Source organism: Ruegeria sp. YTSC003, from assembly GCF_059609785.1.
Genome location: NZ_JBXWMK010000012.1, coordinates 141,573 through 148,239 on the forward strand (window position 1 = coordinate 141,573; position 6,667 = coordinate 148,239).

A 6,667-nucleotide genomic window follows, 5' to 3' on the forward strand; every position below is an offset into this window, starting at 1 on the left:
TACACGCGAAGGATGACCTATTATGGTCAATTTTTCCGAATTTTCGGGAAATTTTCTTACCCTATAGGGAATTTCTCATGAAACTCGATCAGTATGACCGAAACCTGCTTCAGTTGATGCAAGCCGATGCCAAGATGGGCCTCGAAACGCTTGCGTCCGAGACAGGTTTGTCCGTGGCCTCCGTTCAACGGCGGTTAAAGGCGCTCAGAACCTCGGGCGCAATTCTTTCAGAAGTCGCAATCGTTGATCCCAAAAAGCTGGGTGTCGCGATGAGCTTCATTGTCATGGTCGAATTGGAACGCGAACGTCAGGATCAGATCGACGCATTCTCTCGTCAGGCGCAATCAGAGCCTATGGTACAGCAGTGCTATTACATCACCGGAGACGCCGACTTCTGTCTCGTCTGCACCGCAAAGGATATGGATGATTTTCAGGAACTCACGAAACGATTGTTCTTCGACAACTCAAACGTCCGTCGCTTTCGCACATCTGTTGTCATGGGAAGAAAGAAAGTCGGTTTGGGTATTCCTGTTCAGGATGTTGGGTTGGAACGGTAGGAATCAACATTTACGCCAGCTACCGCGTCAAAGCGGCACGTCGAATGCTGGGCCGCGGATGCGCTTATTAACCAGCGCCGCGGGACCTTGGGGTTAGGGCCCAGATTGGGCCCCTCGTTATTTTTCCCAGTGCGGGATCCAATCCCCGTCAAGGCGAAGTGACACGCCAGCATTGTCTTCTTCAAGCTTCACCACATGCAATTCGCCCTTGTCGCCCCCGTATTTTTCGCGGGCCGCTTCGAACTGCGTGCATACCAGCCGTGTGGCAGGGGCGGCGGTGCCGGCGTCGTCGCAGGCCTCAACGATCAGGCCCAGATCCTTTTGGCACAAGTCCAGTGTGAAAGACGGATCATAATGTCCGGCAAAAACGGACGGGGCGTCGTGATGCATGCACCAACTTTCGCTGGCCCCGATCTTAAGCGCGTCCCAGGCTCGTGACAGATCGACACCTGATTTCACCGCCATGACAAGTGCTTCACCCATGGCTGTCGCGTGGATGGCCCAAAGCTGATTGCTGGCCAGTTTCGTCACGGACCCGCTACCGCTGGGGCCCATGTAATGAAGCGGACCCATCAGTTCCATCACGGGGCGAATACGCGCGACAGTCGCCTCATCCCCACCTGCGAATTGAGGCATATTGCCGGTACGTGCACCATCGACGGCACCCGTCACCGGCGCATCAATTACCTGCACGCCGATCTCAGCGAAAATGGCAGCAAGTTCGCGCACATAGGCAGGTTTGTTGGTTGTCATATCCACCCAAACCTGACCGGTGGTCATAACCGACCGCAGCCCATCGTCACCGCCTACCACTTGCTCAATTTGCTTTGGTCCAAATACCATCGTGAACACGATATCCGCCGCTTGCGCGGCTGCCGCAGGGGTCTCTGCCCAAGTCGCGCCCAGCGCAAGATGCTCCTCTGCCCGGTTCCGATCAAGGTCGCAGACCGTCAGGTCATGCCCGCCCTTAATCAGGTTCAGGGCCGCCGGGCCGCCCATTGTGCCAAGCCCAATAAATCCAATGCGCATCTTCGCCGTCCTCGGGGTTAGTTATATTGCTTACGCGTTCAGGATGGTGTCGGTCGAACATACCTCACCAAACTCACCCTGCAGGTTGGCGAGCGTGACGGAATGGATCTGTTCGGCGCTGTGGGTCACCCCGTCCGGCCCGGTCGCGTCATAAGCCCAGACGGCATCAGAGGCATAGACCATCTCAAAGCCGAGACTGCTTGCAGAGCGCGCGGCGGACTCGGCGCAGTGATTGGCCGTGGCCCCGCAGATGACCACACGCTCGATATTGTCAGCGCGAAGATCGGCCTCGAGCGAGGTTCCGGCAAAGGCGCTGGAGACGTGTTTGATGATCACCGGCTCGTCCCCTTGCGGTGCTGCAAAGGGTTGAACAACAGCACCAGGCGCATCCGCATGAAATGGATCATCGGGATCAAGCCCGTGGTGGTGCACATGGACGATCTTGTCACCTTGCGCGCGAAACCGGCTGAGAAGTCGGCCAATATTTTCGCCTGCCTCGGGGCAAGATCGCACCGCGCCAGCGGCATCCTCGCGGGCCAGCGCCATTTGCACATCAATGACGAGTAGAGCAGTTTTCATGGCTTGGTCCTTTATGCGTTGATAGTGGCGGCTGCGCGTTCCGCGAGGATATTTTTGACGCGATCACCATAGATCCGGATGTTGATGTCGTCGCTGATCACGCGGCCTTCCTGTTCGTCATAGGTCATGATCGCGGTGACGCGGGGGGTCGACCCTTCGACCTCTGTCACCCCGTGCAAAGAATAGCCACCGCGAAACAGGGTAAAAGTACCGGCGCCCCGGTCAAACTTCTGTGCATGGGACATATCGCCAGCAAGCAAACGATCCACCGCCTCGCGGTCTTCGGTTTCGTCGGTGCGCGAGTTTGGCAAGAAGGCAAAGTCACCACCGGTTTCAGCGGCCTGCAACAGCAGCGTCACGGTGCATTCCGTCGTATCATAGTGCCAGGCGTGCCAGCTTCCTGGATGCAGGGCGACGACATTCAGCGCCTGAAACTCATCGGCGCAGCGATGCAGCACCTCTTTCTTTTGGACGCGGCGCACAAAGTCTGTCAAACGCGGCGACTGATAAAACTGTTGGATGAGCGTTTCCTTTGGCAGCTGATCGTCCGCCAATTGCGTTGCCACATGCGTATATTCCTTACGGCGCGGATCATCCTTGGGCAGCGACGGATCAATTGCGCCCTGGTAGATGTTGCGCTTGATAGTCAGCACGTCAGCGGTGGGCAGCAAGGCGTTGGATTCATCGGCCAGTGCTGCCAGTGCCTCGGGGCGGATGAACCCATCCAGATTGCACCAGCCATGTTCCTCCATCTGGTCCTGACAGGTCTTGAGAAACGCAGCGCCTTCGGCACTTTCCAGATCCGCAATGGGATAGCGCTCCAGATCCACAAGGCTCAAAACCATGTCGGTGTCTGTATCTTGATTGATCTCCGGCATAGATCGCTCCTTTTTTTCTGGTCGACTTCGTCGTCGGTTGCTTTTGTCTAACTGCCGACCGGAATGAAGGAAAATGAAAGAATTTGCGTCCATGCACATAAAAAACTTATGAATGGGCAATGAAAAGCAATCTCAATCTGAACTGGCTTCGCACTTTCGAGGCCGCCGCACGCCAATTAAGCTTTACCGCCGCCAGTCGAGAGCTGGGGCTGACACAAACGGCCGTCAGTCAACACATGAAGGCGCTGGAAGGTCAGCTGGGGCAGAAACTGTTCATTCGCAAGGCCAAAAGCCTGCAACTGACGGAAATCGGCCGGGCCTATTTAACATCGGTCCGGGATTCATTAGAGCACATCGCATTTTCCACAAACGGGCTGTTTGGGCCTGCCTTGGAGACGACGATCGTTGTGCGAGCGTCGGCGGCCATGATCATTTGGCTGGCGCCGCAACTTGCGACCTTTCAGACAGCTCATCCCGGTATCGGGATCAAACTTGTCACTTCGCTGTGGCAGAGCGGCCGGGAAGGGCATCCCGTGGACATAGACATCCTGCTGGCTCCGCAAACCCATTCCGACACGCGCATGGTCAAGCTTTCTGATGAATTCATCGTTCCAGTTTGCGGTGTGCGCACCGCGCCAATGATCAAAACACCCGAGGACCTGATGGCGCACGCTGCCATCCACGTTCTCGGGTTCGACGACCATTGGGCGCGGTATCTGTCGGCCCGTGGTCTGCCCAATGCTGATATATCTCCGCGCCTTATCGTCGATACCTCGGTCGCCGCTTGCGAATTGGTGGCCGCGGAAAGCGGCTGCACTATTATGATCAACCGGTTCGCGCAGCAGGCCATCGCGAGCAGGCGCCAGATCAGAATTGTCGGTGCCCCCGTTGATACGGGTCAGGCTCACTACGTCTTGCAACACAAAACAGGTACGGCCGGATCACACGATTCGACCGCTTTTTGCGAGTGGTTAAAAACCCGTTTTTTAACCTGATCTTCTGTCTGGCTCCAACGCCAGTGAGACAGTTTAAATTTATTCAATTAGAGAAGGTTGCTGGTACATAGTATGCGCCAAAGAGATTATGTACCGGCACACCGGATTCCTCTTGGTTCTCATAGTCGCTGGCCGTCAGCGCGGCAGTGGTGAACCTATCAGGTGCACTCACTCCCGCTTCGACCAGATCGCGATCGACTCTTGATAGGTGCTCGATTCCCGCGGCCGTCAGGTTGCGCGTTGCTGGGTGCCCGCCGAATGTACAGATGCGCTACAATTCAGCCGTTTTTTTATTCAGCGGCTTCGCGTTCAAAACCTTGCGGGATCACCTCGTAACCGGGCTCTTCCGGCTCATCATCCATCATTTCCGGCGGAAACCCGGGGGCGAGAATATCCAGACCTGTGGCCTCCTCCAGACGTTTTATGATGTTGGGCGAATAACAACGCTCGCCAAATCGTTCGATGCCATCCTCAAAGATCTGAACCAGCATAGGCGAGATTTCCAGCGGCACATTGTGACGGTCAGCCACCTGCTGAAACAGGCCTGCATCCTTTTTGACCAGATCCATGGTGAAAGAAATGTCCCGGCTGCCGTTCAGGATCACCTGGCTTTCGGTTTCATGCACAAAAGACGTGCCGGAGCTGATCTTCATCGCTTCATAGGTCGTGTTCAGGTCCATGCCGGCTGCCTTGGCGGTGACCAGCGCTTCGCAGCAGGTGACAAGATTGGCCGTGGCCAGATAGTTCGTCACAACTTTCAGAACCGAAGCCGAGCCCAGATCGCCAGTGTGCAGAATGCGGCGACCCATGGTTTTCAGGAAAGGCGCGATGCGGTCAAACGTAGCACGATTGCACCCCGCAAAGATCGAGATATTGCCCGTCGCCGCGCGGTGGCATCCACCCGAAACCGGGCAATCCACGGCTGCGCCTCCTGCGTCCATCACCATTGCGCCCAGGCGTTTGACCTCGGCCTCGTCAGTGGTGGACATCTCCATCCAGATTTTGCCCGATTTCACCTCGGGCAGCATCTGTTGCATGACAACATCCGAAGCGGCAGGAGACGGCAGACAGGTGATAACAGCATCGCAATCGCGCATTAGTTGGGCCGGGCTTTCACCCCGGGCCGCCCCACGCGACACGAAATCATCCACAAGTTCGGGATTGAGGTCATGCACCGTTAGATCAATGCCGTTCCGCAGCAAACTGCCACTGAGTTTCCCGCCGACATTTCCAAGACCAATAAACCCAACTTTCATGTGCGTGCTTCCCTGTTCCAGTTCCTGCCGGATGATCGGCAAAGATGTTACTTTGAAAAAAACTACAGACGTTGATGGCAAGGTGTAAAACGAATAAAACCGGCAGGTATCAGCGAAAATTTTCGGTGCTAAGAATGCCGCGATCTCCTAACCCTATCTGGCTTCGGTCCTTTGAATGCGCAGCGCGGCATCTGAGCTTTACTGCTGCCGCAGCCGAGCTGGGTATCACACAATCGGCACTCAGCCTTCATGTCCGCTCGCTGGAAGCACAACTTGGCTGCCCCTTGTTCTATCGTGCCGCACGCAATCTTAGCCTGACCGAAGTTGGTCAGGCATACGCTTTTTCCGTGCGGCAAGCCCTGAGAGACATCGATCTGTCAACGATCAGCCTGTTCGGATCAAACCAGAAGCACGAGCTGGTCGTGCGCGCGCCAATATCCACAGCGACCTTGTTTCTCGCTCATAGGCTGCCCGAGTTTTTGCGGATTCATCCCGATATTTCCATAAAGCTGATCTCGAACATTTGGGCCGAATCCGCAGGCCGCGAAAATGTCGATGTCGAACTGAGGACAGGAAGTGGCGATTGGAATGAAATCCCCTCTCGGAAAATATCTACTGAACGTATCGTCCCTATTGCCCCCAAGATGGTCGAGGAAGAAACCCCTCCCATCGACGATCTGCAACAACGGCCACTCATTCACATTCTGGGTTTCCAGCAAATGTGGGAACGGTATTTTTCCGCAATCGGGGTTCGACAAACCCAATTCGCATCAACCTTTGTGGTCGACACGACAATAGCCGCAGTGGACATCGTGGCCGCAGGTGGCGGCAATGCGATCGTTATCGAGAGGTTTGCCAAAACCGCAGTTGAGACCGGAAGAAAGGTCGCCATAGTTGGTGAAGCAGTTCATATAGAACAGAGCCACTATTTGATTTCAGGGCAAAACACAAAAGCGGATGCGGTAGCCAAACAGCGTTTTGAAGCTTGGCTGGAAGACATCTTTCGATAAACTATGGAAATTCTCCTTCGTCTAAACGTCTGTTGTTTATGAGTGTTCAGTTCAGAGATTTTTGGGATAGTGAATGGTGAGCCAGCGACGACGCGCCCGCTATGAACAGTATTCGGACGTTGGAGTCTGCGCAGCAAATGATCACTCGGTATCGCATTTTCTGTTAAAACCTACTAATGCAGACATCCAAACATGTCTGACGTCAGAGCCTATCGGACAAAATAGGTCTATTTGCTAAGAGAGGGTTTGTTGCTCATTGTAGCGACTGAGGATTGGACAACGAGACAGTCTCTACGCATATTCTTCTAATTCTGGGTTGTGCATTTGAACCCAACGAGTGTCTCATCAGGTTGTAATGTGTTC

7 protein-coding genes are annotated in these 6,667 nt (G+C 54.9%); 3 read left to right on the forward strand and 4 right to left on the reverse strand.

The genetic code is table 11. The features are described from left to right. The first annotated feature begins 77 nt into the window (after positions 1-77). A complete protein-coding gene (locus AC2FFH_RS19520; protein ID WP_496845136.1) occupies positions 78-557 on the forward strand; it encodes an Lrp/AsnC family transcriptional regulator in 480 nt (159 codons plus the stop codon). A 117-nt stretch (positions 558-674) separates the two neighbouring features. On the opposite strand, the gene AC2FFH_RS19525 is transcribed toward AC2FFH_RS19520, so the two are convergent. Genes AC2FFH_RS19525 through AC2FFH_RS19535 form a run of 3 tightly spaced genes read right to left on the reverse strand, consistent with a single transcriptional unit; the run spans position 675 to position 3,043 of the window. Beyond that, complete coding sequence (locus AC2FFH_RS19525; RefSeq protein WP_496845137.1) at positions 675-1,586, reverse strand: NAD(P)-dependent oxidoreductase; 912 nt, start codon at positions 1,584-1,586, stop codon at positions 675-677. Positions 1,587-1,616: 30 nt separating this feature from the next. Beyond that, complete coding sequence (locus AC2FFH_RS19530; RefSeq protein WP_496845138.1) at positions 1,617-2,165, reverse strand: isochorismatase family protein; 549 nt, start codon at positions 2,163-2,165, stop codon at positions 1,617-1,619. Positions 2,166-2,176: 11 nt separating this feature from the next. Continuing rightward, entirely contained in the window at positions 2,177-3,043 is an 867-nt protein-coding gene (locus tag AC2FFH_RS19535; RefSeq protein WP_496845139.1) for a HalD/BesD family halogenase, read from the reverse strand. A 119-nt stretch (positions 3,044-3,162) separates the two neighbouring features. Here AC2FFH_RS19535 and AC2FFH_RS19540 point away from each other — a divergent pair, with 119 nt between their 5' ends. Continuing rightward, a complete protein-coding gene (locus AC2FFH_RS19540) occupies positions 3,163-4,038 on the forward strand; it encodes a LysR family transcriptional regulator (RefSeq protein WP_496845140.1) in 876 nt (291 codons plus the stop codon). Between the two features lie 290 nt (positions 4,039-4,328). On the opposite strand, the gene AC2FFH_RS19545 is transcribed toward AC2FFH_RS19540, so the two are convergent. Then, the gene (locus AC2FFH_RS19545) at positions 4,329-5,294 is read right to left on the reverse strand and encodes an NAD(P)-dependent oxidoreductase (protein WP_496845141.1); all 966 of its coding nucleotides are present in this window, start codon (positions 5,292-5,294) and stop codon (positions 4,329-4,331) included. Between the two features lie 134 nt (positions 5,295-5,428). Between AC2FFH_RS19545 and AC2FFH_RS19550 the strand changes: the two genes are divergently transcribed. Beyond that, on the forward strand, positions 5,429-6,304 hold the full coding sequence (locus AC2FFH_RS19550; RefSeq protein ID WP_496845142.1) for a LysR family transcriptional regulator: 876 nt from the start codon (positions 5,429-5,431) through the stop codon (positions 6,302-6,304). Positions 6,305-6,667: the final 363 nt, after the last annotated feature.

Excerpts from the sequence above, each read along its gene's own strand:
- AC2FFH_RS19520 (WP_496845136.1), top strand. The coding sequence starts at position 78 with ATGAAACTCGATCAGTATGACCGAAACCTGCTTCAGTTGATGCAAGCC.
- AC2FFH_RS19525 (WP_496845137.1), bottom strand. The coding sequence starts at position 1,586 with ATGCGCATTGGATTTATTGGGCTTGGCACAATGGGCGGCCCGGCGGCC.
- AC2FFH_RS19530 (WP_496845138.1), bottom strand. The coding sequence starts at position 2,165 with ATGAAAACTGCTCTACTCGTCATTGATGTGCAAATGGCGCTGGCCCGC.
- AC2FFH_RS19535 (WP_496845139.1), bottom strand. The coding sequence starts at position 3,043 with ATGCCGGAGATCAATCAAGATACAGACACCGACATGGTTTTGAGCCTT.
- AC2FFH_RS19540 (WP_496845140.1), top strand. The coding sequence starts at position 3,163 with ATGAAAAGCAATCTCAATCTGAACTGGCTTCGCACTTTCGAGGCCGCC.
- AC2FFH_RS19545 (WP_496845141.1), bottom strand. The coding sequence starts at position 5,294 with ATGAAAGTTGGGTTTATTGGTCTTGGAAATGTCGGCGGGAAACTCAGT.
- AC2FFH_RS19550 (WP_496845142.1), top strand. The coding sequence starts at position 5,429 with ATGCCGCGATCTCCTAACCCTATCTGGCTTCGGTCCTTTGAATGCGCA.